The sequence below is a fragment of the Dysosmobacter sp. genome, assembly GCF_052306735.1.
Lineage (GTDB): Bacteria > Bacillota > Clostridia > Oscillospirales > Oscillospiraceae > Oscillibacter.
Window position 1 is genome coordinate 94,052 of the sequence record NZ_DAWBAJ010000001.1, and the last position, 24,145, is coordinate 118,196.

Consider the following 24,145-nt stretch of genomic DNA (forward strand, 5'->3'; position numbering starts at 1 on the left):
CCTTCTTTTTTCATGTAATGCCGATACGGCGGACTGCCTCATCCACAGCCGTATATGCACGCTATCCGCCTTTTCTCCATATCCGGCGCCGCAGAGCGCCGCCGGATGGTGGGCACCACTGTAAAATCCGGCGCACCTGGGAAACACCTCCCAGGTGCGCCGGTCTGTCTGTAAACCCTCAGTCTCCCACCTTGCGGGTGAAATTGCCGTAGATCCGGGTGCCCTCCTGGGCCGTCACAAACGCATGGGGATCCATGGTGTGCACGGCGTGGAGCAGCTCTTCGATCTCGAACTTGGAAAGGCACACGCACAGCACATGTACGCCCTCTCCGGTATAGGCGCCCACACCATTCCAGTAGGTCACGGAGCGGCCCAGCTTCTCGATGATGAACCGGGCCAGGGCTTCCTGATCCTCCCGGGTGAAAATCAGCGCCTGGACGCTGACATTCTGCTGATGGACCCGATCCAGCACCATGGCGGTGAAGAAGTTATAAATCACCGAGTAGATGGCCACTGCGGGGCTGAAGAGGATCAGGCAGGCGGCGTAGAGGAATGCGTTGAAGGAAAGGGAGAATTTCCCCACCGTAAACGCACTGCCCCGCTTGCTCAGGCACAGTCCCACAATATCCAACCCGCCGCCGCTGCCGCCGCAGGTGAGGACGATGCCGCTGCCCACACCCGCCAGGATGCCGCCCAGCAGGCAGGCTGTCAGGTAATCCTCCACGATGGGTGTGGGGGGAATGGGGATGAGGCTGTAGAAGAGGGAATAGGACGCGGTACAAATCAGCGTTTTGAGGACAAAGCTCCTGCCCAGCGTCTTATAGGCGAAGAGCAAAATAGGGATATTGATGATGAAGTAGAAAATGCCGGCCACATCGTAGGCGCCAAAGCTGATGTGCAGGTATTCCTGCATCAGGGTGCGGATGATCTGGCACAGGCCCAGCAGTCCGCCGTTATACAGGTTCAGCGGCACAATAAACAGATTCAGCGCGGCGGCGGAAATCAACTCTCCCACCACAGCGGCGATCAGCCGCAGCCAGCGGTGGTGCAGGGTGTTGTACAGCATGATACGCTCCTCCTCCAGGCAATGGCCCTTCGCTCCTTAGGATATCCCGTTCACTTCGATTATACGGGCTTTATGCCAAAACCACAAGAGGAACTTTCCGCCCGTCTAAAAGCTGTACCGCAGGCACCGGTACAGCCGCTCCCGGGCCCGGCGCAGTGTCCGGGACACTGTGGAGCAGCTCACATGCAGCTCCCGGGCGATCTGGGGCATGGTCTTCCCCTCCTCAAAATACAGCCGCAGCAGCAGCTGCTGGCGCTGCGTCAGCTCTGCCGACCGGGCGTAGCGCAGCTTGGTACGCAGACGATCCAGCTGTTCCCCGTTGTCCGAGGCGTTCTGCCGCAGCCAAACCGTCAGATCCCCCATCCACTCGCTGCTGCGGGAATCAAAGCTTGTAGCACTCATAGGCATGATAACTCCTGTCATAGTACCGGGCGGTGACCACCGCCAGCTCCCGGGCCTCCCGCAAAATGGGCACCAGCGCCCGGATCCGCAGTTCCAGGGCCTGGACCGCCTCCGGATCCGCAGTATTATGCACCTCGCCCCGCAGGCGCGCGATGCGTTCACAGATGGCCTCCGCGCTGGCAGCGTAGGAGGCAGACATCTCCAGCAAGGTCAAATTGCTTCCTCCCTTCCCCGCGTCTGCCGGTAGGGTGCCAGCTCCAGCCGGGCAAACTCCGGCAGGCAGTCCTCACACACGCTCTCCCCGTTGAGATACCAGTAGGGCGCGCCCCGGGGGATCTCCCCGCCGCAGAGGCTGCAGAGCAGGCGCCCGCCTTTCCGGCAGCGCCGAATTTCACGCAAACAAGTCCCTCCTTTGCCTTCCCGAAAAAAAATCAGGAAAACGATAAAATATTTGTTGACAAAGCCTGTTTCTTCTGGTAAGATAGGTTCTGCTGTTGGATCTGCTGGTGTAGCTCAGCTGGTAGAGCAGCTGATTTGTAATCAGCAGGTCGGGGGTTCGAATCCGTCCACCAGCTCCACAATTTCATATGGGGGAATTCCAGAGCGGCCAAATGGGGCAGACTGTAAATCTGTTGTCACTGACTTCGGTGGTTCGAATCCACCTTCCCCCACCACATCGGAGTAAGCACATGCGTGCTTACTCCGATTTTTTTATCTCCGTGCCTGCCGCTCCCACTCCGGAAGCACCTGCAGGGACGTCCCATTTTGGGGTGGAAGGTCACAAGCTTCTTGTCACGTTGATAGGGTATCACAAGTATCTTGTTTTGTCAACCCAGATTTTACAAGTTTCTTGTATATTCGGTTGACAAATCTCCAAGAATTCGATAGGATAAAGAAAACGCAGGCAAAGGAGGACGCGCCATGGGCTTTGGAGAGCGGATGCAGCAGCGCCGGGAGGAACTGGGGTTGTCCCGAACGGATCTGGCCAAGCGGCTGGGTGTCTCCCTTTCGGCGGTGAGCAACTATGAGCTGGGCGTCAGTTTTCCGAAGGCAGAGGTGCTGCTGCGGCTGTTCGACTGTCTGGAAACGGAGCCCAATGTCCTCTTTCAGGATAGCTTTCAGGGCGGCAGCCAGGTCCTAAACCACTGGGAGCGCCGCCTTTTGGATCAGGTGCGGGGTCTCTCCCCCCAGGGGCGTGAGGCGGTGGGCTCCGTGGTGGGGACGCTTTGTGCCTACCGGGACGAACTGGATGCTGCCCCCCAGGCACCGGAGCCCCGTCTGATCCCCCTGTACCGCTCCCCCGCCGCCGCCGGCTATGCTGCCCCGGTATTCGGGGAGGATTTCGACTATATTCAGGTCACTGGCGACGTACCGGCCGCCGCAGAATTTGCCGTGCGCATCCAGGGCGATTCCATGTCCCCCTGGATCCCCGACGGTTCTCAGGCTTATGTAAACCGTGATCCCTTGAAGCCCGGAGACGTGGGCATCTTTTGTGTGGACGGCGAGATCGTATGCAAGCAGTACTACAAGGATCCGGCGGGAACGGTCTATCTCTTCTCCCTGAACCGGGAGCGCGCGGATGCCGACGTGGTGCTCTTTCCCACCTCCGGCCGGACACTGGTGTGCTTCGGCCGGGTAATCCTCCACGCGCCGCCTCCCCCGGGGCTGGACTGAGGGCTCCGGTTCAAAACCCACACATCTTCTGAACAGCCTTCCCAGGTGTCCCTCTTGCAATTTATCGGAAGCTGTGGTATCCTGAATCAAGTAGTGATCTGGCCCATCGGCCAAGGAAGGAATCGTGAAAACACTGTGGACCAACCTCCGTTGCCCACGCATACATACATGCTGATCCAAGGACAGTCTGACCCCATGGAGGGGTGAGGCTGCCCTTTTTCGCGCCTTTCCGGGATTTTGTTGATATTTTTAAGGAGTGATTTTGCCCATATGGACAGTTCCAGTACCCCGATCATGACGGTTGCCATCATTCTTCTGGTGTGCATGTCCGCATACTTCTCCGCCACGGAGACCGCCTTCTCCAGCCTCAACCGCATCCGCCTGAAAAGCTGGGCGGAGGATGGGAACCAGCGTGCCGCCCTGGCCCTGCAGCTCTCGGAGGACTATGACCGCCTGCTCTCCACCATTCTCATCGGAAACAACATCGTCAACATCACCGCCACGGCGGTGGGCACCGTGCTTTTTACCAATCTGGTGGGCACCGCATACGGCCCTACCGTCGCCACGGTGGTTTTGACGGTGGTAGTGCTCATTTTCGGCGAGGTCTCCCCCAAGTCCATTGCCAAGGAGAGCCCTGAGCGCTTTGCCATGGCCTCCGCGCCGGTGCTGCGGGTGTTTCTGGCTATCCTGCGGCCGCTGAACTTCCTCTTTGCCCTGTGGAAGCGGCTGCTGAGCCGCTTCCTGCACACCGCAGACGATGCCGGCATCACGGAGGAGGAGCTCATCACCATGGTCTCCGAGGCGGAGAGCGAGGGCGGCCTGGACCAGCACGAGAGCCAGCTGATCCGTTCCGCCATTGAGTTCGGCGACCTGGAGGCCGGGGACATCCTCACCCCCCGGGTGGATATTGTGGCGGTGGAGGATTCCGCCACCATGGACGAGATCGCCGCCACCTTTGCTGAGAGCGGCTACTCCCGCCTGCCGGTGTATCACAAGGACGTGGACGATATCGTGGGTGTCATCCACGAGAAGGATTTCCACGCCGCCCGCTACCGGGGCCAGACGGACATTGCCGGGTGCATCACCCCCGTCCATTACACCACCGCCAACGCCGAGCTGGGATTGCTGCTGCGGACGCTGCAGAAGAAAAAGACCCACATGGCCATCGTGGTGGACGAATACGGCGGCACGGCAGGCCTGGTGACCCTGGAGGATATTTTGGAGGAACTGGTGGGCGAGATCTGGGACGAACATGACGAGGTCATCGAGTCCTTCCGCAAGCAGGAGGACGGCAGCTATCTCATTTCCGCCAGCGCCGATCTCACGGATCTCTACGATCTCTTCTCCATCAGCGGTGAGTGCGATGCCAGCACCGTTTCCGGCTGGGTCATCGATGAGCTGGGCCGTCTGCCCCAGGTGGGAGACCACTTCCAGGCGGAGGGTCTGGACGTCACCGTCACCCAGGTGGATCACCGCCGGGTCCTGGAGATCCGGGTGGCGGTGCTGCCGGAGGACGAAGCCAAAACCACCGAGGAAACCCGCTGACCATGCAAGGGCCGTCCGGGACCGGACGGCCCTCTCGTGTTTTTTTGAAAAGGAGCATTCATGCATTTCTATACTACGGGCCAATGGGTCCTTCTCTTCTTTTTTTACTGCTTTTGCGGCTGGGTGTGGGAATCCTGCTACGTCTCCGCCTGCAAGCGGCAATGGGTGAACCGGGGCTTTCTCCATGGCCCTCTGCTTCCCATCTACGGCTCCGGCGCCATCATCATCCTCTTTGTGACGCTGCCGGTGGAGCAGGATCTGCGACTGGTCTTTCTGCTGGGCATGATTGCCGCCACAGTGCTGGAATACGTCACCGGTGCCGTGATGGAGCGGCTGTTTAAAGTCCGTTACTGGGACTACTCCCACCACCGCTTCAACCTCAACGGCCACATCTGTCTCACCAGCTCCCTGGCCTGGGGCTTCTTCTCCATTTTGCTGGTGCGCTTCATCCATCCCCCCATTGCCGCCCTGCTGGAGGATGTGCCCAGCTGGCTGGTGGATCCGCTGGCCCTGGTGATCACCGTGGCCTTTACGGTAGACGTGGTCCGCTCCGTTCAGGAAGCTCTGGATCTCAGGGAAGTCCTCACCCGTCTTACGGAGGAAAACGAGGATCTTCGCCGTCTTGCCAAGCGGGCGGAGGTGGCTGCCGCCTTTGCCGAGGATGACCTGCGCCGATTCCGGGAGCGGGTGGATCTGAGCCGGATGGAGCTGCAGGAGCGGATGGAGGCCGGCCTCCAGCAGCACCAGGAGGCCAAGCTCCGGCGCTCTGCCCGCCGCAGGGAAGAACTGGAAGAAGCGCTGCGCAGCCGCACTTCCGCCAAGCTGGAGACCCTGCGGGCTATCCAGGAGACCCTGGAACGTGCCCGGGACAACCTGGAGGGCGCGGTGGATATGACCCAGGAAGCCCTTGCCGCCCGCCGGGCGGAGCTGGACGATGCCATCGAGCATCTGAAGAACCGGGAAGCTTCCATCCGCTCCCGCACGGTGCGCACCTATCGTGCCTCTTTGCGGATCCTGCGGGCCAACCCCTCGGCCAAGGCCCGGGACTTTTCCGAGGTTCTGGAAACCCTGCGCAAGTTGGGCGACCGCCGCTAAGACGCCTCCTCACGATAAAAAAAGACGCCCAAAAGGGCGTCTTTTTTATGGCGGAGATTATGCGCTCTCCCGGGAGGCTTCTCCCTCCGGCTGTGAAAAGTGCAGCACCCGACGGATAAACAAAGCGTACACCGCTACGCTGACGATGGGGCCCAGGATATCGGAAACAGGCTCGGCATAGAAGGCGGCCCTGGCGCCGTACATGCCGGGAAGCAGGAACAGCGCCGCAAAATACACCGCCTTGCGGAAGGTGGAAAGGGGCAGCGACAGCTGCACCTGGCCCATGCCCGTAAAGCCGTCCACCAGGGCGTACTGAACGCCCAGGGGAATGATGGCCAGGGTGCACACCCGGATGGCGTCCAAGGCCTCCGCCGCCAGGGAGGGCTCCGTGGTAAAGAGCCGCACAAAGAGGCTTCCGGCCACCCGGGCCAGGATGAAGAGCAGCGTCACATAGGCCACGCAAAGCAAGGTGATAAACTTCTGGGCCGAGAGGATGCGCTCCTTGTGCCGGGCGCCGTAGTTGAAGGCCAGAATGGTCTGGGTACCGCCGGAGATGCCCCCCAGGGGCATGGTCACCACCAGCATAAAGCTCTGGGCAATGGTGGCACAGGTGATGAGCCGGTCCCCCAGCTCCGCCCCGCCGTAGCGCTGCAGCACGGCGTTCATGGCAATGATCATCACATTGTCCACGGCGATGATGAGAAAGGGCGTCAGGCCCGTCAGGAGGATCCTGCCCATAAGCCGGGGACGGTAACCGCCGAAGCTGATGGGGATGGGCACCTTTTTCCCAAAGAGGAAGGTCAGTACATAGATACAGCTGGCCAGCTGGGAGAGGACGGTGGCCAGGGCGGCCCCCACCACGCCCATGTCCAGGGCAAAAATGAACACCGGGTCCAGCACGATGTTCAGCACCGCCCCGATGATCACCGAGAGCATCCCCTTCTTGGCAAAGCCCTGGCAGATGATGAACTGGTTCATCCCCAGGGAGAGAAGGTTGAACACCGTCCCGCACAGATACACGGTAAAATAGGACTCGGCATAAGGGTAGGTAACGCCGCTGGCACCGAAGAGCAGCAGCATGGGCTCCCGCAGGGGAAATACCGCCGCCGTCAGCGCCACCGCGCTGACACACAGCATCAAAAAGCTGTTGGAGAGGATGCGCCGGGCCTCCTCTGTCTTCCCCGCCCCCATGCGGATGCTCATCAGGGGCGCGCCGCCCACGCCGATGAGGGAGGCAAAGGCGCCGATCATGGTGACCACCGGGCCGCACACGCCCACGCCCGCCAGGGCGATCTCACCGATCTCGGGAATATTGCTGATATAGATGCGGTCCACGATGCTGTATAGCACGCTGACGAACTGCGCCAGCATGCTGGGAATGGCGATGCGCAGCACCAGGGACCGGATGGGGTCCGTCCCCAGGTTGTTCTCCAGCTTCATAACAGGATCCTCTCAAAACACACATGAAAATGGGGCCGTCCGCCGGACAGCCCCATTATTATAATACAGCTTCTGTGGTTTTCAACCCCAATTTTCTTTTCACCCGTCACACGCCGGAGCCGTCGAAATCGGGGGTATACTCCTCCCGGGCGGAAGTGCGCTCCTGGGTGTAGCCGTCGGTAATGCCGCAGTTTTCCATGTAGGCCACCGCCGCCCGGTACTCCGCTTTCGTAACGTGGCGGCGAAGGTTCCCCTCCGCCCCCGGCTGGGGGGTGTACTGGCTCATCAGGGAGAAGAGCACATCGCCGGGGCGGAACTGCTCCGCCACCCAGTCGAGACAGCGCCGGGTGTTCTCCAGCTCCCCGGGCAGCAGCAAATGGCGGATCAGGACGCCCCGTTTGAGCTGACCGTCCTCCATCACATAGGGGCCCGTCTGGCGGAACATCTCCAAAATGGCGGGAGCGGCCCAGTCAAAGTAGTCCGCCGCGCCGGAGTACTTCCCCGCCGGGCCCGGCAGGGCGTATTTGAGATCCGGCAGGTACACCTGCACCTTCCCCTCCAGCAGCCGCAGCGTCTCCGCCTTTTCGTACCCGCCGCAGTTCCACACCACCGGAACCGGCCAGGGCTCCTCCCCCAGGGCCTCCAGAATGGCGGGGACAAAGTGGGTGGGGGTCACCAGGTCCAGGCAGGCTGCCCCCTGGTCAATGAGCTCGTGGAAAATGGCCCGCAGCCGCTCCACGGAGACGGCCTTGCCGAACCCTCCGTGTGAGATAGGCCCGTTCTGGCAGAAGCAGCACCGGAGGCTGCACCCGGAGAAAAACACCGTGCCCGCTCCGTGCGCTCCCACCAGGCACGGCTCCTCCCACTGGTGGAGCATGGCCTTGGCCACCACCGGCGTCTCGATCTGGCTGCATACGCCGCCAGCCCGCTCTGCCGTGCGCTCCGCCCCGCAGTTCCGGGGGCACAGGCGGCAGATCATGTCCGCTCCCTCCCGAAATCCGGCCCCAAGTCTCCCGCCATCCAGTGGCGGCGGCAGAGGCTGGTATAGCGCTCGTTGGCCCCCAGCTCCACCTGCTCGCCGGTCTTGAGGACCGTTCCGTCGGCGTCAAACCGGGCATTGAAGGCGGCCTTGCGGCCGCACCAGCAGACAGCCTTCAACTCCTCCAACTTATCCGCGTAGGCCAGGAGGGCGGCGCTGCCGGGGAACAGATCCCCCTTGAAGTCCGCCCGCAGGCCGTAGCAGATAACGGGAATGTCCAGCTCGTCCACCAGGCTCACCAGGTAGAGGACCTCCTCCCGGGTGAGGAACTGGGCCTCGTCCACGATGACGCAGGCATTTTGCTGCAGCTCCATGACGGAGAGCTGCTGCATCTCATCAAAATAGATACAGGGGTGGGTCAGGCCGATGCGGGAGACCACCTGGTGGTCCCCGTCCCGGGTATCCAGCCGGGGCTTCACCAGCAGGGTCTTCTGCCCCCGCTCCTCATAGTTGAACCGGGTCATCAGGGCATTGGCGGTCTTGCTGGATCCCATAGCCCCGTATTTGAAATAAAGCTGTGCCATGAATCAGTTTTCTCCCTCGTGTTGGTTTGCCTGCTGCGCGTAATCCCGCAGCTCCTCTGCATAACTTGTCTCTTCCGGCTCCGGCAGATCCAGAACCAGTTTGCGGCACTTTGGACAAGTCCAGGCGATCTTGTAGTTGCACCAGAAGGTGCCGTCTCCCCGGATGTAAAGGGGATCTTCAAAGAGCCGCAGCGCGCCCGGACGCTCCCGTACCAGGCGTACCGCGTCCCGGCCGCCGATGAGGTACCCTACTTCCATCTCCCCGCCGCACCAGGGGCAGGGAATGGGCTCCGGAGGAACCTCCCGCCGGGCCTTTTTCTCCTTGCGCTCTTCGTTCCAGGCCCGCAGATCATCCAACAGGCTCCCGGCATCCGGATCCTTTTCCCCTTCTTCCTCCCGGACGGCAGGGCGGCGCTTGCTGGGATCCATGTCCCAGGGGTCCTCGCTCTTGTTCCAAAAAGCCATGTCACTTCCGTCCTTTCGCCTGCTCCGCGTACCGCCGGAACTCGTCCCGGCATTCCTCCGAAGAGGGGCGTCCCTGACCGGTCATCTGGATGACCAGTCTGCCGCATGTGCTGCAATACCAGCAGCTCTTGTATTCTGTGGTGACACCCTCGTCGCTGACATACAGCTCCTTCCCGGCGGACAGCGCCCCCAGAATCGCCCCCGGCTTCCGGTCTACCCACCGGATGCTGTCCCCGGAGTACAGATATCCCAGTTCCATCTTTTCGCCGCACCAGGGGCAGGTCATAGACACGGCAGATGTTTCCTGCTGCGGGTCATTCCAAAAGGCCATGGTTCATTCCTCCCCCTTCTCCGTCGGAGTGGTCAGATCCGGCCACTGGCCGATTTTATCAAGGCCCGTGGTATCCACCACCAGCTTCCGGCACACCGGGCAGTGCCAGGCGGTCTTGTAGGTGTGCACGGAGCCGCCCTCATGGTCCAGCCGGAGCCAGCCTGCACCCCGGATCAGGTATTCCAGCATGCCGGGCTTCTCCTCTGAAAAGTAGACGGCGTCCCGGCCGCTGCTGAGATATCCGCGCACCATCTCCCCGCCGCACCAGGGACAATGCATGGGGGCGTTGGGCTCCTGCTGAGCGGTTTTGTTCCAAAAGGCCATGGCTCATTCCTCCTTGCCGCGTCCGGTCTGATCCACGTGCTCGTCAAAGGTCCTGCCGCTGCGCCGGGGCAGGAAGGAAATGGGCTCCGGGGTCTGCCGCCCGTGGTGATAACACCACAGCCACCGGAAGCACCAGATGAGCTTGCGCACAAGCAGCAGCAAGATGGCCGCCAGCAGCACATTAAGAAGCTCCATGATCCTCCTCCTGCTCATCCTCCACATCCTCATAGTCTACGGTGTACACCGGCCCGTGAAACTCCGGGCCGTCAGAGGGCGTATCTTCGCCCCGGCGGGACTTCCGCCGCCGCAGGAGCCAGATCACCAGGACGATCACCAGGATGGGCACCACCAGCCGCACCAGCAGCATCACCGCCCACACCAGCATCCGAAAAAGCCCCAGGGGCAGTCCGATCAGCCATCCCATACTGTCGCCTCCTTTGTGTATTCCAGCGCCTGGGCATAGTACCGTGCAAAGGCAGAGGGCACCGCGTGGGCCGCCAGGCCCTCTGCGTCCACCCACAAAAAGTCCTCCGGCCCGTCTCCCGTGACCTCCAGGCCGTAGCCGGTCATATGCCACTCCACATGGGTAAAGATATGCTTGGCCGTCAGGCGGCTGCGCCAGGCCCGGGGCGTCAGGCCCCAGGCGGAAACCGCTTCTCCGGCCTCCTGCTCAGCCAGGGAGCCTTCCACATTGGGGAACTCCCAAAGGCCCGCCAGCAGTCCCGTATCCGGGCGGCGCCGCAGGGCCACCTGCCCCCGGCGGAAGAGCAAAAATACGGCCTTCTCCTCCACCCGGCGTGCTTTCTTTCCGGTTTTTACCGGCAGTGACTCTGCCGTGCCCCGGAGGCGGCCCAGGCAAAATTCCGCCGCCGGACACTGCTCACATTTGGGGGCGCCATTGGGCACGCACACCGTGGCCCCCAGCTCCATGGTGGACTGGTTGAACACCCGGATGGCCGCCTCTTCGGTGGGCATCACGGCCTCCAGGGCTGCCTTCACCGCCCGTTTCGTTCTGGGCAGGGCAATATCCTCCCGGCAGTCCGTCACCCGGGACACCACCCGCAGCACGTTCCCGTCCACGGCAGCGGTCCGCAGTCCAAACGCCGCCGAGGCGATGGCCCCGGCGGTATACTCCCCGATGCCCGGCAGGGCCAGGAGGCCCTCATAGCTCTCCGGAAAGCCTCCCTGGGCCACCACCATCCCGGCAGATTTTTGCAAATTCCGGGCCCGGCTGTAATACCCCAGTCCCTCCCAGAGCTTCATCAGCTGCTCCTCCGGCGCCGCCGCCAGAGCTTCCACCGTGGGGAAGGCTGTGAGAAACCGGGCATAGTATCCCAGCACCGCCGCCACCCGGGTCTGCTGGAGCATGATCTCCGACACCCAGATGCGGTAAGGGTCCTGAGTACGGCGCCAGGGCAGATCCCGGGCATTGGCCTGGTACCAGGCGGGCAGCACTGCCGCCAGCCGTGCAAGACGCGTTCGTTTTTCCTGTTTCATGGTTTCCATGGGGCCTATTGTACCACAAAGGGACTGCCCTTCCCACCCCCCGACAGGATTTTTTTCAAAACCCCTTGACCTTCCACCGGATAGAAGGTATATCATCGTACCAGAGGTGAGAACAACGAAGATCAACGAAGTGGAAGCCCTGGTGGGCATCACCAAAAAGAATATCCGCTTTTATGAAGCGGAGGGCCTCCTCTCCCCCCGGCGCAACAGCCAGAACGGCTACCGGGACTACGGGGACGCGGAGGTGGACGCCTTGCGGCGCATCAAGCTGATGCGCAAGCTGGGCGTTCCTCTGGAGGAGATCCGGCAGATGCTCTCCGGGGCCCACACCGTGGCCGACGGCATGCGCCGCCATCTGGTGACGCTGGAGCGGGAGCGCAAGAACCTGGAGGAGTCCATGGCGTTGTGCCGCCGGCTCAAGGAGCGGGAGGAGCCTCTCTCCGCCCTGGATGCCCAGGCGCTGCTGGAGGAGATGTCCTCCATGGAGCACCAGGGCGCCACCTTCCCCAACCGCCAGGCGGGGGATGCCCGCCGGGTGCGGTATATTGCCCCCTGGGCCGTCACCGTCATCATGGTGGCCTTCATGGGCGGCCTCATTGCCCTGATGCTCTGGGGCTTTTCCGTAGATGCCGACCAGGCGCCGCCTCTGCCTTTGATCATCGTCCTGGTAGCCATTCCGGCGGTGGTGATCCTGGGTGTGGTTCTGGCTCTGGTGCAGCGGCTGCGGGAGATCGAGAAGGGAGAGATCGACGATGCCAAACAATACTAAGGGCCGCTCCGGCATCCGGGGCGCGGTGCTGGCGGCTGTGGGAACTGCCCTGGTGGTGCTGGTATTTGTGGGATCGCTGCTGTGGACCATGGTGGAGGAGGATCCTCTCCCTGCCGCCCTGGGCATCATGGCGGTATATGCCCTTTTCGGCGCAGCCGTGGTCATCGGGGTGGTGTATGCCCTGGTGCAGCGGCTGCAGGAGATCAAAGGAGGCGAAGCGGATGAAGCCCGCAAGTATTGAATCCCGCAAGGCCCGCAGGAAGCGGGAGGCCGTGCAGGGCGTGGTGTTCTTTGCCCTGCTCCAGATCGCCTGCGTTGCAGGCTTTGCGTCTTTGTGCTGGATCCCGAACCTGCCCAGGTGGGCGTTTTACCTGTTCGCGGCGCTGGCCGTGGCGTGTTTGCTTCCCCTGCCGGTAGCCGTAAAGGTGCTGCGGCAGAGGTTCAAAGAAATTGAAGGAGGAGAATTGGATGCTGCTGGTCAATATTGATTACATTATTGATTACATTCCCGGAAAAGAATTTGAGGTGCTGGGCATGGTGAAAGGCACCGTGGTACAGTCCAAAAACTTCGGCAAGGATTTCATGGCGGGCATGAAGACCCTGGTGGGCGGCGAGATCACCGGCTACACGGAGATGCTCAATGAGGCCCGCCAGATTGCCGTCAAGCGCATGGTGGATGAGGCGGAGCGCCTGGGCGCGGATGCCGTCATCAACATCCGCTACGGCTCCTCTTCCGTGATGCAGGGCGCCGCCGAGGTCATCGCCTACGGCACGGCGGTGAAGTACCGGTGATGCGGGTGACGTTCCTGGCCCACAGCGGCTTTGCGGTGGAACTGGAGCAAGTGTGCCTGCTCTTTGACTGGTGGAAAGGGGAGCTTCCTCCCCTGTCGGCGGATAAGCCTCTGCTGGTCTTTGCCAGCCACCGCCACGAGGATCATTTCAATCCCGCCGTCTTCTCCCTGGATGACGGCAGCCGCCCCGTCCGCTTCCTGCTGGGCCACGATATCCGCCTGACGGAGCGGAACCTCGCCCGCTGGCGCGTTTCGGCGGAGACGGCGGAAAAATGCCTGTCTCTGGGCGGCAACGACCGCACACAGCCCCTGCCCGGCATCGCCGTGGAGACGCTGCCCTCCACCGACGAGGGGGTGGCCTTTGTGGTGACGGCGGAGGGCCGCACCATCTACCACGCCGGTGACCTCCACTGGTGGCACTGGGAGGGGGAGGACAAGGCCTGGAACCGCAACATGGAAGTGAATTTCAAGCGGTATCTGGCCCCTCTGGAGGGCCGGACGCTGGATCTGGCCATGGTCCCTCTGGATCCCCGGCTGGAGGGCGCCGCCGACTGGGGTCTTACCTATTTCCTGGAGCATACGGATCCCCGCCGGGTACTGCCCATGCACCAGTGGGGGGATTTTGCCTTGACAGGGCGGTTCCTGGCCCGGCATCCCCAGTGGGCGGACCGGGTGGTCCCCATTACGGCGGAGGGCCAGCAATTTACATTCTGACGGGAGGAAGCCTATGAAAATCGACGGCAACGAATTGGCCATCCGGCAGGACCAGCTGGAGAAAGAGGGCCGCCATCAGGAATCCTGGGCGGTGAAGCAGGAGTTTTTGCGCCAGGTCCGGGAGGCGGGGGATCACTGCCCCTGCCAGGAAGCCTGTCCCCATCACGGCAACTGCTTTGAGTGCGTGACCCTCCACCGAGGCCACCGGGATCATCTGCCCATGTGCATGTGGGACATGGTCAACGAGCGGCTCCACCAGCTCTCCCGCCTGACGGAGGGCACCCTGCAAAGCTATGAGGAAGCCCTCAAAGGACCAAATGACAAATAAAAAACAGGACGCCGGTTGGCGTCCTGTTTTTTATTTTTATGATGGTTCTGTCAGCAGATAGGGCTGGTCGCTCTCCGCCGGGATCGCCGTCAGCTCAGGGATCAAAGCCGTGTCCTCCCCGGCAGCCTCTACCGCCGCCTCCAGAGCGGGGATGGAGCCTTCTGTGGTCTCCGTATAGATCCGGTCCACCAGGGGCGCGATCTCTGAGAGAACCAGTCCGGCAGTCTCATCCTGCCCCAGGGTGATGACGCTCTCCGACAGTTCCACGGACAGTTTCACATCGGGATACGCTGCCAGCGCCGTATCCATGGCCATGAGGAACGCCCGGATGCTCTCCTGCATCCCGGCCCCGGGATAGGCGATCTTGTTGAGCTTGCCCTCCGTGGGGAAGCTCACATCCGTCAGCAAGATCTCGTCAAAGCCCATGGAGGCGCACTCTTTCACCAGGCCGCCCAGATACTCCTGGGTACCGGACTTGGACGGATCCAGCCAGTTGAGGTTGTTGCCGTCGTAGAAAATATAGCCGCCGGTGTTCTTGAGGCCCATGCCCTCCACGTCGGCCCGGGCGGCCCGGGGATCCAGCAGGCAGCTGATCCTGGCCACGGTGTAGCAGTCCTCGCTGCCGGTCAGGGTGGAAAGCGCCGCGGCGGTGTCCGCCTGCGTCTGGATGGAGGCACTGGCCTGGGGCATGGCGCTGTCATAGTAGACATATCCCTCACTGTCCTTGAGGGTCACCACCACGCCGTCGCCTCCGGCGGTCAGGGCCGCCTGGGCGTCTGCCGCCGTCAGCGGCGCCTGGGCAAGCGCGTGGAGCTTTACGCCGGTAAGGGCGGGCGTGTCGATGGTGAGCTCCACATCCTCCGTCTCATCCGGCTCCGTTTCCTCCTGCTGGGTCTGACTGCCCGGCAGCTGCAGATGAGGTGTGCCGCTGGCATCATAGACCACAAACTGCTGGATGAAAATGAACACGGCGGAGGCCAGGATGATCAGCACCAGCACCACCGCCAGCGCGATCTTCCCCTTGGGCGTCCGCCCCCGGTATGTGTGGTATCCTCTGGCTCCCGCCATGCTCTTTCACCTCACTGGAATACGCGTAAACACTGGAACTCTCTCAGCCCTCGATGGCCATGATCTTGTCCACACGGCGGGCGTGGCGGCCTCCCTCAAACTCCGTGGAGAGGAAGACCTCCACCATGCGCTCGGCCATGTTCTTGCCGGTAAAGCCGGCGCCGATGGCCATCATGTTGGCGTCGTTGTGGCGGCGGGTCATCTCCGCCTGCAGGCAGTCGGCGCAGTGAGCGCAGCGGATGCCCTTGACCTTGTTGGCGGCGATGGAAATGCCGATACCGGTGGTGCAGATGACGATGCCCCGGTCACACTTGCCCTCCGCCACGGCACGGGCAGCCGCCTCACCGAAGTCGGGATAGTCGCAGCTCTCCTTGGAGTAGCAGCCGAAATCCTCGTAGGTATGGCCGAGTCTTTCCAGTACGGTCTTGACAAACTCCTTGAGCTCATAGCCGCCGTGATCACAGCCCAGTGCGATTTTCATGATGAACGTCCCCCTTGTTTGAAATTTCGGTTTTATTGTACCCCCCGCAGGGGGAAAAATCAATCACAGTTCATGCCATACCGGCTTCCTGGCCGTGAAGGTGCAAAAGCGCCGGAAGCCGCACGCACGCAGCAGCGCCTGCCCCTCCCGAATGGCGCAGCCGACGCCGGATACCTGATGGGCGTCGGAGCCCAGGGTGATGATTTCACCGCCCAGGGAGCGGTACATGCGCAGCCACTTCTCATCCGGCAGCGGCGTATGGCCATGGTTGGTGTTGACCTCGATCCCCAGGCCCTGTTCCACCACCAGCCGCAAAATGCGCTCCATCTCTTCTTCAAAGCCGTCAAAGGTCAGATGAAAGCCCCGGCGCTCGTTGAGGTACCGCAGGGGCAGCGTCAGATGGCCCACCACCTGGAACTTTCCCCATCGGACCATCTGCTCCACCTGCTTCAGATAATCCCGCAGCCCCTCCCGGGCCTGCGTCTCATCCCCAGGTGCGAAAAAAGACAAATTGCAGTCCGCCGGAGGGGGCAAACTGTGAATGGAACCGATGATAAAATCCAGCTCCGGTGCACGCGCCAGCTGCCGCTCCGCCCACGCGAAATTCCAGGGAGCATCCCCCAATTCCATCCCCAGGCGCAGCCCAATCCGTCCGCCTGCGGCAGCTTTGGCCTCTGCAAAGGATCGCGCCTGGTCTGACCAGTCGTGATCTTGCGTCTTTGGAACGGTACAGTTCCACTCCAGGGGCTCCACATGGTCCGTGAAGCAGATCTCATCCATTCCTGCCGCAGCAGCTGCCAGAGCCATCTCCGTCATGGAGTTTCGGGCATCCGGCGAACAGAGGCTATGGGTGTGGTAATCCGCAAGGTACATGCCGTTCCTCACTTCTTAAACTTCTTGAAAAACTTCTTGCGCTCTTCGTAGTTGTTCTCGCCCACGCTCTCGGCAAACTTTTTCAGGGCTTCCTTCTGCTCCTTGTTGAGGTTGCGGGGCGTCTCGATATAGACGGTGACGTACTGGTCGCCGCGGCCCCGGCCGTTGAGGGAAGGGATGCCCTTGCCCTTGAGGCGGAAGGTGGTGCCGGACTGGGTTCCCTCCGGCAGGGTGTACTTCACCTTACCGTCGATGGTGGGGATCTCCAGCTCCGCGCCCAGAACCGCCTGGGCGAAGGTGATGGGCGCCTCGCACAAGACGCTGGTGCCCTCCCGGCGGAAGAGCTCATGGGGCCGCACGGAGATGGTGATCAGCAGATCGCCGGCGGGGCCGCCGTTCTTGCCGGCGTTGCCCTGGCCCCGGATGGAGATGGTCTGCCCGTTGTCGATGCCGGCGGGGATACTGGCCTGGATGGTCTTGCGGCGTCGGATGAAGCCGGTGCCCCGGCAGTCCTTGCAGGGCTGATGGATGATCCGGCCCTTGCCGCCGCACTTGGAGCAGGGGGCGGAGGTGGCAAAGACGCCCATGGGAGTCTGCCGCCGCACCTGGACGGTGCCGGTGCCGTGGCAGTCGGGGCAAACCTCCGGCGAGGTGCCGGGGGCACAGCCGTTGCCATGGCAGGTATCGCAGGTCTCCATGCGCTCCACGGTGACCGCCTTTTCGCAGCCGAAGGCCGCCTCCTCAAAGCTGATGGTCACGGACATGCGGATACTCTCACCCCGCTGGGGCGCATTGGGGTTGGTGCGCCGTCCGCCGCCAAAGCCGCCGCCGAAGAAGCTGCCGAAGATGTCCCCCAGGTCGCCGAAGTCGAAGCCGCCGTCGAACCCGGCCCCGCCGGCGCCGAAGTTGGGATCCACACCGGCGTGGCCGTACTGGTCGTAGCGGGCCCGCTTGTTGGAATCAGAGAGAACCTCATAGGCCTCATTGACCTCCTTGAACTTCTCCTCTGCCTCCTTGTCCCCGGGGTTCAGGTCCGGATGGTACTTCCGGGCCATTTTCTTATATGCTTTTTTGATCTCATCCTCCGAGGCGCCCCGGCTGACGCCCAGCACCTCGTAATAATCACGTTTCTGTTCTGCCATAATGATCTCCTATCGCTTGGAAAATTGGAAATCCGGAACGAACAGCCCCAGAGGGGACTTTCCGTTCCCGGTTCCCAATTCCCCGTAAAACGCCCCCAATGGGGCGGGGCAAAGCGCCCCGTCCCATTGGATGCACACCATTTACTGCTTGTTCTTATCGTCGTCGTCGACCACTTTGTAGTCGGCGTCGTAGTACTGGCCCTGGGTGCCTGCGTCGGTGCCGCTCTGGCCGCCGGCCTGAGCGCCCTGGGGGTTGGCCTGCTGATAGAGCTTCTCGCTGACCGCGTAGAAGGCCTGGGTCAGCTCGTCGGTTGCGGCCTTGATGGCGGCGGTATCCTGGCCCTTCAGGGTCTCCTTGAGCTTGTCGATACCAGCCTGGACCTTGTTCTTGTCATCAGCGGGGATCTTGTCGCCCATCTCAGAGAGGGTCTTCTCGCTCTGGTAGACCATCTGGTCGGCCTGGTTGCGGACCTCCACCTCTTCCTTGAGCTTCTTGTCCTGGGCGGCATACTGCTCGGCTTCCTTCACGGCCTTCTCGATGTCCTCCTTGGACATGTTGGAGGAGGAGGTGATGGTGATGTGCTGCTCCTTGCCGGTGCCCAGATCCTTGGCGGAGACGTTGACGATGCCGTTGGCATCGATATCGAAGGTCACCTCGATCTGAGGCACACCGCGGCGGGCCGGGGCGATGCCGTCCAGATGGAAGCGGCCCAGAGACTTGTTGGCAGCGGCCATCTCACGCTCGCCCTGGAGGACGTTGACCTCCACGCTGGTCTGGTTATCTGCGGCGGTGGAGAAGATCTGGCTCTTCTTCACAGGGATGGTGGTGTTGCGGTCAATGAGCTTGGTGAACACACCGCCCATGGTCTCGATGCCCAGAGACAGCGGGGTGACGTCCAGCAGCAGCAATCCCTTGACGTCGCCGGTGAGGACGCCGGCCTGGAGGGCAGCGCCCATGGCCACGCACTCATCGGGGTTGATGCCCTTGAAGGGCTCGTTGCCGGTGAAGTTCTTCACAGCCTCCTGCACGGCGGGGATCCGGCTGGAGCCGCCCACCAGCAGCACCTTGCTGAGGTCGCTGGGCTGCAGGCCCGCGTCGGACATGGCCTGGCGCACGGGGCCCATGGTGGCATCCACCAGATGGGCGGTGAGCTCGTTGAACTTGGCCCGGGTGAGGGTCACGTCCAGGTGCTTGGGGCCGTTGGCGTCGGCGGTGATATAGGGCAGGTTGATGTTGGAGGTGGTGACGCCGGAGAGCTCGATCTTGGCCTTCTCGGCGGCCTCCTTCAGCCGCTGCATGGCCACCCGGTCGTTAGACAGGTCCACGCCGTCGGTGCGCTTGAACTCGCTCACCAGGTACTTCATGATGCACTCGTCGAAGTCGTCGCCGCCCAGGCGGTTGTTGCCGGCGGTGGCCAGAACCTCGATGACGCCGTCATCGATATCCAGGATGGAGACATCGAAGGTGCCGCCGCCCAGGTCGTAAACCATGATCTTCTGGGACTGCTCCTTATCCACGCCGTAGGCCAGGGCCGCGGCGGTGGGCTCGTTGATGATCCGCTTGACATCCAGGCCCGCGATCTTGCCGGCGTCCTTGGTGGCCTGGCGCTGGGAGTCGGTGAAGTAAGCGGGAACGGTGATGACGGCCTCGGAGACGGGGCTGCCCAGATAGGCCTCAGCGTCCGCCTTGAGCTTCTGCAGGATCATGGCGCTGATCTCCTGGGGGGTGTAGGACTTGCCGTCCACGGTGACCTTGTAGTCGGAGCCCATCTCACGCTTGATGGAAGAAATGGTGCGGTCGGGGTTGGTGATGGCCTGGCGCTTTGCCACCTGGCCCACCATACGCTCGCCGGTCTTGGAAAATGCCACCACAGACGGGGTGGTGCGGTTTCCCTCGGCGTTGGGGATGACGACGGCTTCGCCGCCCTCCATCACTGCCACGCAAGAGTTTGTAGTACCCAAATCGATGCCGATTACCTTAGACATAATGATTGCCTCCAAATTATCTGAATTTTTATTGTTTGCTAGTTAGTATTTTCTTGGCATAACCGTCATGGTGATCAAATAGGCCGGAAGTCCGATGCCCAGCAGGGTAAGTGCGATCCAGGCAGCCCGTATCCGCATGCGGTCCCAGCCAAAAAACGCTGCGATTCCGGCACAGACGCCGGCTATAACTCCATTTTGCGGATCACGGTACAGACTCTTTCCCATTTTTTCACCCTCCCCTTCAGTTTGCCACCTGGACGATGGCGTGGCGGATGACCTTGTCACCCAGCATGAACCCGGTCTGGAACACCTGGGCCACCACATTCTCCCCGAAGTCCTCGCTGTCCACATGCATGACGGCGTTGTGCTTCTCCGGATCAAACTGGGCGCCCAGCGCCTCAATCTCGGTGACGCCCTCCTTGGTCAGCAGATCCTTGAACTGCTGAAAGATCATCTCCAATCCCTTTCTGTGGGGGGCCTCCGGATCCTCCCCGGCGCAGGCGGCCACCGCCCGCTCCAGATTGTCGTACACCCCCAGGAACGCCTTGATGGTGTCGGCCTTGGCATCCTGGTACAGGTTGTCCTTTTCCTTGGCAGTGCGCTTGCGGTAGTTGTCATACTCCGCCGTCAGCCGGACGAACTGATCCTTCACGGACTCCAGCTGCTTGGCGGCCATCTCCGCCGCCTCCATCTGCTCACGGGTCAAGGTGTAGGTCTTTTCCTTTTTCTTCTTTCCCTTGCCGCCCTTCTCTTCCGGTTCCGGCTTCGCCTCTTCCTGGGCGGGCTGCTCCTGGGGAGCCTCCTGCTCCGGCTGCGCCTCCTCCGGTTCCGGGTGCTTGGTTTCCTCGCTCATTGCTCTTGTTCCTCCTTCGGGGGTAATTCCTGTTTTCCGAACAGCCGCGTCAGGCCCTCGGCAAAGCCGGTGAGCCGTGCGGCCACTGTGGCATAATCCATGCGGGTGGGGCCCACCACGCCGATGAGGCCCCGCATGTCGTCTCCGATATCATAGCTGGCCACCACTACGCTGGCATCCTTCAAAGCCTCGCTGACGTTCTCCGGCCCGATGAGGATCTTCATGGGCCCCTCGTCCGGCATGGGGAGGTTCTCCTTGCTGTCGGTGAGGAAGCTCATGAGCTCGTGGGCCTTGTCGGCGTCCCGAAATTCCGGCAGCTTCAAAAGCTCCTTGGCGCCGGAGGTGAACACCTCCCGCTGCCCGGCCTCCTCCAGCACATCACCGGCGTAGGCCACGGTCTGGCTCAGCAGCAAAAACAGCTGCGGCGTCACCTGGTCCGCCAGGGTCATGAGCCGTTGATTCATCTCATCTGTGGAGACGCCTGTAAAGTGGGTGTTCAGCAGGCTCACCAGATTGGGGATCTGCTCCGGATCCACCCGCAGCTGCAGCCGCAGCAGCTGGCTTTTTACCCGGTTATCCCCCATCATCATCACCACGATGCAGCTGCGCTCATCCACCGGCAGCAGATCAAAGCGCCGGGCCGTGATGGAGTGCTTTCCTGCGGCAGCCACATAGGCGGGATAATTGACAAAGGCGGATACCGCCCGCCCCGCCTGGGAGATCACCCGGTCCAGCTCCTCCATCTTCATATGGAGAGAGGGGTTGATCCGCTCCGTCACCGCGATGGAGAGCCGCTGGCGCTCCATCAGCTCGTTGACGTACAGCCGGTAGCCCTTGGGGGACGGAACCCGGCCCGCCGAAGTGTGGGGCTGTTCCAGATAACCAAGCTCCACCAGGTCGGAAAGCTCATTGCGGATGGTGGCAGAAGAAACGCTGCCGCCCATTTCCGCGGCAATGGCTTTGGAGCCTACCGGCTCGGCGGTGCGGATGTAATCCTCCACCACCACTTTCAGTATTTGCTTTTTCCGGTCGGTCAGATCCAAGAAAAGCACCTCTTCTGTGGGATTTCGCAGTTTTAGCACTCGCTATCCCTGAGTGCTAAAGTGAGTTTACCACCGGTGCAAACCATTGTCAATGGATGGATATAAACAATTTGTAAATAAAAAGCGGCAGTTTTTTGAACTTTGCCGGATAGGCTCCCTGTTGGGGTTTTGACCGTCTTTCAACGCAAAAAAGGGACCATCCCGAGGATGGTCCCTTTCCAATCAAAGCAGGTCTGCCGCCCGGCGGACTTTCCCCACCAGGTACAGCGAGCCCAGGGCGCACACTGCCCCGTCGGCTCCCGCCGCCTCGGCGGCCGCCTGAAGCCCCGCCGCCACACCGGCACAGGGCACTGCGGGGACACCGTACCGGTTCACCAGGGCCGCCAGCTCCTCCGCCGGCATGGCCCGGGGGCTCTCCGGCCGGACGGTGAACACCTGCCCGGCAATGGGGGCCAGCAGTTTCAGCATGTCTTCCACGTCCTTGTCCGCCATGACACCCATGAGGATGGTGAGCTTTTTCCCGGGGAACAGCGCCCGGAGGCTCTCCACCGTGGCGGCCATGCCGTGGGCATTGTGGGCCCCGTCCCGGAGGATCACCGGGCCCGCCCGGCGCACAACCTCCAGCCGTCCCGGCCAACAGACGGAAGCGAGGCTCTGCTCCAGGGCCCGGCGGGAGATCTCCCAGCCCCGTTTTTCCAGCACTTCTACCGTGGTGACGGCCACGGCGGCGTTTTTGGCCTGATAGAGCCCCACCAGAGGCACATGGAGGGCTCCATAAGGGGCAAACTCCAGATCTGTGCCGTCCAGGCCGGTGCCCACGACCCGCAAGCGGGAAAAATCAACTTCCGTCAGCTGCGCCCCCTGCTCCCGGCACCGCTCCCGAATGACGGCATCCGCCTCCGGGCAGCCGCCAAAGCTCACCACAGCCCCGCCGGGCTTAATGATCCCCGCCTTGGCTGCGGCGATATCCCCCAGGGTGGGGCCCAGGATAGCGGCGTGGTCCATGCCCATGGCGGTGATCACCGCCGCCTCCGGCACATCGATGACGTTGGAGGCGTCCAGGGCGCCTCCCAGGCCCACCTCCAGCACCACGATATCGCAGCGGCAGCGCCGGAAATACAGCATGGCCACCGCCGTGATGAGCTCAAATTCCGTGGGGTGGTCCTCCATGGCCTCCGCCGCAGGGCGGGCCAGCTCCGTCAGCTCCCCCAGGGTCTCCGGGGGGATCAGCTTTCCATCCACCTGGATGCGCTCCCGAAAGTCCTCCAGAAAGGGAGAGGTGCACAGGCCCACCCGGTACCCGGCGCACCGCAGGACGGAGGCCAGATACGCGCAGACGCTGCCCTTTCCGTTGGTACCCGCCACATGGACGAACTTCAGCTCCTTCTGGGGATCCCCCAGGGCGTGCAGCAGGGTACGGATACGCTCCAGCCCAGGGGCGTGGGCCTGCCACTGAAAGGTATCGATATAGGCAACGGCCTCCTGACCGGTCATGGGCCTCCCCCCTCTCACGCCCGGCGCACCGCCACCTGGCGGCGCAGCAGCTTCACCATGGGCATCGACACCATCGCTACCAGCACCGCGGTGATGACACCTACTGCCAGCCGCAGCGCCAGATTTCCCAGCACATAACCAGGGAAATAGTAGCCGTAGAGCACGCTGTCTGCCCACAATATCAGAGAATTGACCAAGGTGGTCACCAACGCGGCCCCCACGCCCACCGCATAGCACACTGCCGTCCGTTCCTCCAGACGCCGTCCGGTACGGGCCAGGCGGGATGCCGCCAAGCCGATGAGAAGGCCCCGCAGCACCGGCGGGATCACCCACAGCAGCGTGGTGGCGGTAAAGCCATAGGAGAGCAGCTGCTTGAGAAACTCTCCGATGGCGGCGGCAGCCACCGCCTCCACCGGGCCCGCCAGCATGGCCAGCACCGTCACCGGCAGGGAACCGAAGGACAGCTTCAACGTCCCGATCTCAATGGCCATCCGGGCCAGGGGCAGGTACAGCGCCGCCATCACCGCTACCCGGCACATGGCGTAGACACTGGCGCCCCGGGGGGAAAGCCGGGGCTGGTCGTGTTTGTGCATAAAAAATACCTCCTTCTGTTTTGGCAGTCCGTAACCGGAAATGCCGCACAGAGGAAGGCTTCCACAATTCCCATATGCGGCAGCGGGATGCGGAACACACACTGCAGGCGCTCGCTCGCCCTTTCGTCCGGAAAACAACTCCCCGTTTTTCCGGCACTCTTTCACACGTGTGTTCCTACTCTGCCTGAACAGCACCCATTATAGCCCCTGCACAGAAAAACGCAAGTGGCACTTCTCACAAGAATCGCCAAAATCCGGCTCTTTTCCACTTGCAGCTCCCGCCATGTGGAAAAATCTTCAGTGGAAAGGGCAAAAAACCACCGCCCCGGAAAAATTTCCGGGGCGGTGTAAATGAAAATGAGGTAAAGATTACTTGTCCTCGGCGGGAGCGGCAGCAGCAGCGGCCTTGGCGGCAGCGGCCTTCTCGGCCTGAGCCTTCTTGATGGCCTTGTACTTCTCCTTCTCCTCGGCGGTGGCAATGGGGAGGATGGCATCCCGGGGGCAGACCTTGGTGCACATCTTGCAATTCACGCACTTTTCGTAGTCGATGACGGCCACGCCGTTGACCACATGGATGGCGTCCTTCTTGCACTCCTTCT

33 protein-coding genes, 2 tRNA genes and 1 riboswitch are annotated in these 24,145 nt (G+C 62.1%); of the genes, 11 read left to right on the forward strand and 24 right to left on the reverse strand.

Annotation, left to right across the window (positions count from 1 at the left end; genetic code table 11):
- Nucleotides 1-178: 178 nt before the first annotated feature.
- The 4 genes from ACT67G_RS00480 to ACT67G_RS00495 all read right to left on the reverse strand — a co-directional run bounded on the left by ACT67G_RS00480 (nucleotide 179) and on the right by ACT67G_RS00495 (nucleotide 1,867).
- The gene (locus ACT67G_RS00480; RefSeq protein ID WP_443662612.1) at nucleotides 179-1,066 is read right to left on the reverse strand and encodes a YitT family protein; all 888 of its coding nucleotides are present in this window, start codon (nucleotides 1,064-1,066) and stop codon (nucleotides 179-181) included.
- Nucleotides 1,067-1,171: 105 nt separating this feature from the next.
- On the reverse strand, nucleotides 1,172-1,468 hold the full coding sequence (locus ACT67G_RS00485; protein ID WP_325245009.1) for a sigma-70 family RNA polymerase sigma factor: 297 nt from the start codon (nucleotides 1,466-1,468) through the stop codon (nucleotides 1,172-1,174).
- The gene (locus tag ACT67G_RS00490; protein WP_325245007.1) at nucleotides 1,449-1,682 is read right to left on the reverse strand and encodes a hypothetical protein; all 234 of its coding nucleotides are present in this window, start codon (nucleotides 1,680-1,682) and stop codon (nucleotides 1,449-1,451) included. Before ACT67G_RS00490 ends, ACT67G_RS00485 begins: the two co-directional genes overlap by 20 nt.
- On the reverse strand, nucleotides 1,679-1,867 hold the full coding sequence (locus ACT67G_RS00495) for a hypothetical protein (protein WP_325245005.1): 189 nt from the start codon (nucleotides 1,865-1,867) through the stop codon (nucleotides 1,679-1,681). Before ACT67G_RS00495 ends, ACT67G_RS00490 begins: the two co-directional genes overlap by 4 nt.
- A gap of 103 nt (nucleotides 1,868-1,970) precedes the next feature.
- On the opposite strand from ACT67G_RS00495, the gene ACT67G_RS00500 reads away from it, so the two are divergent.
- From ACT67G_RS00500 to ACT67G_RS00520, 5 genes are all read left to right on the forward strand, one after another.
- Nucleotides 1,971-2,046: transfer RNA gene (locus tag ACT67G_RS00500), tRNA-Thr, on the forward strand.
- Nucleotides 2,047-2,057: 11 nt separating this feature from the next.
- Nucleotides 2,058-2,142: transfer RNA gene (locus ACT67G_RS00505), tRNA-Tyr, on the forward strand.
- A gap of 247 nt (nucleotides 2,143-2,389) precedes the next feature.
- Nucleotides 2,390-3,142, forward strand: a complete 753-nt coding sequence (locus tag ACT67G_RS00510) for an XRE family transcriptional regulator (protein WP_325245003.1) — start codon at nucleotides 2,390-2,392, stop codon at nucleotides 3,140-3,142.
- 270 nt (nucleotides 3,143-3,412) lie between these two features.
- Nucleotides 3,413-4,687, forward strand: a complete 1,275-nt coding sequence (locus tag ACT67G_RS00515; RefSeq protein ID WP_325245001.1) for an HlyC/CorC family transporter — start codon at nucleotides 3,413-3,415, stop codon at nucleotides 4,685-4,687.
- Between the two features lie 60 nt (nucleotides 4,688-4,747).
- Entirely contained in the window at nucleotides 4,748-5,782 is a 1,035-nt protein-coding gene (locus ACT67G_RS00520) for a putative ABC transporter permease (protein WP_443662613.1), read from the forward strand.
- Between the two features lie 57 nt (nucleotides 5,783-5,839).
- On the opposite strand, the gene ACT67G_RS00525 is transcribed toward ACT67G_RS00520, so the two are convergent.
- The 9 genes from ACT67G_RS00525 to mutY form a co-directional block, all read right to left on the reverse strand.
- Nucleotides 5,840-7,222 carry an MATE family efflux transporter gene (locus ACT67G_RS00525; RefSeq protein ID WP_443662614.1) on the reverse strand — a complete coding sequence of 461 codons (1,383 nt, stop codon included), beginning with the start codon at nucleotides 7,220-7,222 and terminating at the stop codon, nucleotides 5,840-5,842.
- A gap of 106 nt (nucleotides 7,223-7,328) precedes the next feature.
- A complete protein-coding gene (locus tag ACT67G_RS00530) occupies nucleotides 7,329-8,201 on the reverse strand; it encodes a radical SAM protein (protein ID WP_443662615.1) in 873 nt (290 codons plus the stop codon).
- Entirely contained in the window at nucleotides 8,198-8,785 is a 588-nt protein-coding gene (locus ACT67G_RS00535; RefSeq protein ID WP_325247891.1) for a thymidine kinase, read from the reverse strand. The genes ACT67G_RS00530 and ACT67G_RS00535 overlap by 4 nt, the downstream gene beginning before the upstream one ends.
- A 3-nt stretch (nucleotides 8,786-8,788) precedes the next feature.
- Entirely contained in the window at nucleotides 8,789-9,250 is a 462-nt protein-coding gene (locus tag ACT67G_RS00540; protein ID WP_443662616.1) for a PF20097 family protein, read from the reverse strand.
- Between the two features lies 1 nt (nucleotide 9,251).
- Entirely contained in the window at nucleotides 9,252-9,581 is a 330-nt protein-coding gene (locus ACT67G_RS00545) for a PF20097 family protein (RefSeq protein WP_443662617.1), read from the reverse strand.
- 3 nt (nucleotides 9,582-9,584) lie between these two features.
- On the reverse strand, nucleotides 9,585-9,905 hold the full coding sequence (locus tag ACT67G_RS00550) for a PF20097 family protein (protein ID WP_443662618.1): 321 nt from the start codon (nucleotides 9,903-9,905) through the stop codon (nucleotides 9,585-9,587).
- A gap of 3 nt (nucleotides 9,906-9,908) precedes the next feature.
- Nucleotides 9,909-10,100, reverse strand: coding sequence for a hypothetical protein (locus ACT67G_RS00555; protein WP_325247895.1), 192 nt, complete (start codon nucleotides 10,098-10,100; stop codon nucleotides 9,909-9,911).
- The gene (locus ACT67G_RS00560; RefSeq protein ID WP_326215518.1) at nucleotides 10,087-10,329 is read right to left on the reverse strand and encodes a hypothetical protein; all 243 of its coding nucleotides are present in this window, start codon (nucleotides 10,327-10,329) and stop codon (nucleotides 10,087-10,089) included. The genes ACT67G_RS00555 and ACT67G_RS00560 overlap by 14 nt, the downstream gene beginning before the upstream one ends.
- Nucleotides 10,317-11,411: an A/G-specific adenine glycosylase gene (mutY, locus tag ACT67G_RS00565; RefSeq protein WP_443662619.1), complete on the reverse strand. Its 1,095-nt coding sequence runs from the start codon at nucleotides 11,409-11,411 to the stop codon at nucleotides 10,317-10,319. Before mutY ends, ACT67G_RS00560 begins: the two co-directional genes overlap by 13 nt.
- A gap of 106 nt (nucleotides 11,412-11,517) precedes the next feature.
- On the opposite strand from mutY, the gene ACT67G_RS00570 reads away from it, so the two are divergent.
- From ACT67G_RS00570 to ACT67G_RS00595, 6 genes are read left to right on the forward strand one after another with little or no spacing between them, the layout of a single operon-like run.
- The gene (locus tag ACT67G_RS00570; RefSeq protein WP_325246953.1) at nucleotides 11,518-12,180 is read left to right on the forward strand and encodes a MerR family transcriptional regulator; all 663 of its coding nucleotides are present in this window, start codon (nucleotides 11,518-11,520) and stop codon (nucleotides 12,178-12,180) included.
- On the forward strand, nucleotides 12,164-12,421 hold the full coding sequence (locus tag ACT67G_RS00575) for a hypothetical protein (RefSeq protein WP_326215522.1): 258 nt from the start codon (nucleotides 12,164-12,166) through the stop codon (nucleotides 12,419-12,421). Before ACT67G_RS00570 ends, ACT67G_RS00575 begins: the two co-directional genes overlap by 17 nt.
- Nucleotides 12,402-12,668 carry a hypothetical protein gene (locus tag ACT67G_RS00580; RefSeq protein WP_443662620.1) on the forward strand — a complete coding sequence of 89 codons (267 nt, stop codon included), beginning with the start codon at nucleotides 12,402-12,404 and terminating at the stop codon, nucleotides 12,666-12,668. Before ACT67G_RS00575 ends, ACT67G_RS00580 begins: the two co-directional genes overlap by 20 nt.
- Nucleotides 12,649-12,972: a YbjQ family protein gene (locus tag ACT67G_RS00585; protein WP_443662621.1), complete on the forward strand. Its 324-nt coding sequence runs from the start codon at nucleotides 12,649-12,651 to the stop codon at nucleotides 12,970-12,972. Before ACT67G_RS00580 ends, ACT67G_RS00585 begins: the two co-directional genes overlap by 20 nt.
- A complete protein-coding gene (locus ACT67G_RS00590) occupies nucleotides 12,972-13,685 on the forward strand; it encodes an MBL fold metallo-hydrolase (RefSeq protein WP_443662622.1) in 714 nt (237 codons plus the stop codon). Before ACT67G_RS00585 ends, ACT67G_RS00590 begins: the two co-directional genes overlap by 1 nt.
- 13 nt (nucleotides 13,686-13,698) lie before the next feature.
- Nucleotides 13,699-14,013, forward strand: coding sequence for an LPS biosynthesis protein (locus tag ACT67G_RS00595; protein ID WP_443662623.1), 315 nt, complete (start codon nucleotides 13,699-13,701; stop codon nucleotides 14,011-14,013).
- A gap of 36 nt (nucleotides 14,014-14,049) precedes the next feature.
- Here the strand turns inward: ACT67G_RS00595 and ACT67G_RS00600 are convergent, their stop codons facing one another.
- From ACT67G_RS00600 to ACT67G_RS00650, 11 genes are all read right to left on the reverse strand, one after another.
- On the reverse strand, nucleotides 14,050-15,081 hold the full coding sequence (locus tag ACT67G_RS00600; RefSeq protein ID WP_443662624.1) for a putative glycoside hydrolase: 1,032 nt from the start codon (nucleotides 15,079-15,081) through the stop codon (nucleotides 14,050-14,052).
- Nucleotides 15,082-15,124: 43 nt separating this feature from the next.
- Nucleotides 15,125-15,562 carry a ribose 5-phosphate isomerase B gene (gene rpiB / locus ACT67G_RS00605; protein ID WP_325246946.1) on the reverse strand — a complete coding sequence of 146 codons (438 nt, stop codon included), beginning with the start codon at nucleotides 15,560-15,562 and terminating at the stop codon, nucleotides 15,125-15,127.
- 63 nt (nucleotides 15,563-15,625) lie between these two features.
- Entirely contained in the window at nucleotides 15,626-16,435 is an 810-nt protein-coding gene (locus ACT67G_RS00610; RefSeq protein WP_443662625.1) for a histidinol-phosphatase HisJ family protein, read from the reverse strand.
- 8 nt (nucleotides 16,436-16,443) lie between these two features.
- Nucleotides 16,444-17,577, reverse strand: coding sequence for a molecular chaperone DnaJ (dnaJ, locus tag ACT67G_RS00615; RefSeq protein WP_443662626.1), 1,134 nt, complete (start codon nucleotides 17,575-17,577; stop codon nucleotides 16,444-16,446).
- A gap of 141 nt (nucleotides 17,578-17,718) precedes the next feature.
- Entirely contained in the window at nucleotides 17,719-19,563 is a 1,845-nt protein-coding gene (gene dnaK, locus ACT67G_RS00620; protein WP_326214471.1) for a molecular chaperone DnaK, read from the reverse strand.
- A gap of 42 nt (nucleotides 19,564-19,605) precedes the next feature.
- The gene (locus ACT67G_RS00625; protein ID WP_443662627.1) at nucleotides 19,606-19,788 is read right to left on the reverse strand and encodes a PspC domain-containing protein; all 183 of its coding nucleotides are present in this window, start codon (nucleotides 19,786-19,788) and stop codon (nucleotides 19,606-19,608) included.
- A gap of 16 nt (nucleotides 19,789-19,804) precedes the next feature.
- Entirely contained in the window at nucleotides 19,805-20,416 is a 612-nt protein-coding gene (locus ACT67G_RS00630) for a nucleotide exchange factor GrpE (RefSeq protein ID WP_443662628.1), read from the reverse strand.
- The gene (gene hrcA, locus ACT67G_RS00635; protein WP_443662632.1) at nucleotides 20,413-21,468 is read right to left on the reverse strand and encodes a heat-inducible transcriptional repressor HrcA; all 1,056 of its coding nucleotides are present in this window, start codon (nucleotides 21,466-21,468) and stop codon (nucleotides 20,413-20,415) included. The genes ACT67G_RS00630 and hrcA overlap by 4 nt, the downstream gene beginning before the upstream one ends.
- A 213-nt stretch (nucleotides 21,469-21,681) precedes the next feature.
- Nucleotides 21,682-22,953: a bifunctional folylpolyglutamate synthase/dihydrofolate synthase gene (locus ACT67G_RS00640; RefSeq protein WP_443662629.1), complete on the reverse strand. Its 1,272-nt coding sequence runs from the start codon at nucleotides 22,951-22,953 to the stop codon at nucleotides 21,682-21,684.
- Between the two features lie 14 nt (nucleotides 22,954-22,967).
- Nucleotides 22,968-23,546: a folate family ECF transporter S component gene (locus tag ACT67G_RS00645; RefSeq protein WP_325245670.1), complete on the reverse strand. Its 579-nt coding sequence runs from the start codon at nucleotides 23,544-23,546 to the stop codon at nucleotides 22,968-22,970.
- Between the two features lie 78 nt (nucleotides 23,547-23,624).
- Nucleotides 23,625-23,731: riboswitch (THF riboswitch) on the reverse strand.
- Between the two features lie 184 nt (nucleotides 23,732-23,915).
- Nucleotides 23,916-24,145 (reverse strand): 4Fe-4S binding protein (locus ACT67G_RS00650; protein WP_443662630.1); only part of this gene is annotated, 230 nt, incomplete at its 5' end.